This window comes from Hymenobacter agri, assembly GCF_054778495.1.
Genome location: NZ_BAAGZM010001161.1, coordinates 1 through 715, shown reverse-complemented (window position 1 = coordinate 715; position 715 = coordinate 1). Strand labels below are relative to the sequence as shown.

Genomic DNA, 715 nt, shown 5'->3' with positions numbered 1-715 from the left:
ACGCCCGCCAGCGCGGGCCAGAAGCTGCTGAAAAACAACAATTCCAGGCGCAGGCGCAATGGCAGCCCGGCCACGCCGCGCAACCAGCGCTGCCGCTGCCGCAGCAGCGCGGCCCAGGTAGGCATGGGCAACGAATCGGCCCGCACCCCGGCCTCGAACACTTGCCGGAAGCCAAACCCGGCCGCCAATACCGCCTGAAACAGCGCAAAATCCTCGGTGACGGAAAATGGCAGGGCCTCGTAGCCGCCGGTGGCTTCGTAGGCGGCGCGGGTCACGAGCATGTTGTTGCCCATGGCCGTTACGGGGCGGCCCAGGTCGCTCACCACCTGCACCATGCTCAGCGAAAGCAGCCAGTCGAGGCCCTGCAACTGATGAAACAGCCGCGCGCCCCGCACGGCCGTGATGCCCGTAACCGTGCCCTCGACGGGCCCGCCGTGCGCCAGCAGCCCGGCTATCCAGGTGGCGGGCAGGCTGATGTCGGCATCGGTGATGAAGAAATACTCGGTACCAGCCCGGCGCGTGAGGTGGGCCAGTACGTTGGCTTTGCCGCGGGCCCGCCCCAGGTTTTCGGTGATGGGAATGACTGCGAACTGGCCCGCAAAACCCTGCATGGCGGCTTCGGCAACGGCGGCGGTGCCGTCGGTGCTGCCATCGTCGCCCACCAGCACCTCCAGCAACCCGGCCGGATAGTGGAGGGCGCGCAGGCTGGCGAGGC

1 protein-coding gene is annotated in these 715 nt (G+C 68.4%); it reads right to left on the bottom strand.

Annotated features, from left to right (window positions below; translation table 11 throughout):
* Window positions 1-715 (bottom strand): glycosyltransferase (locus ACYVDE_RS25085; protein WP_460504232.1); only part of this gene is annotated, 715 nt, incomplete at both ends.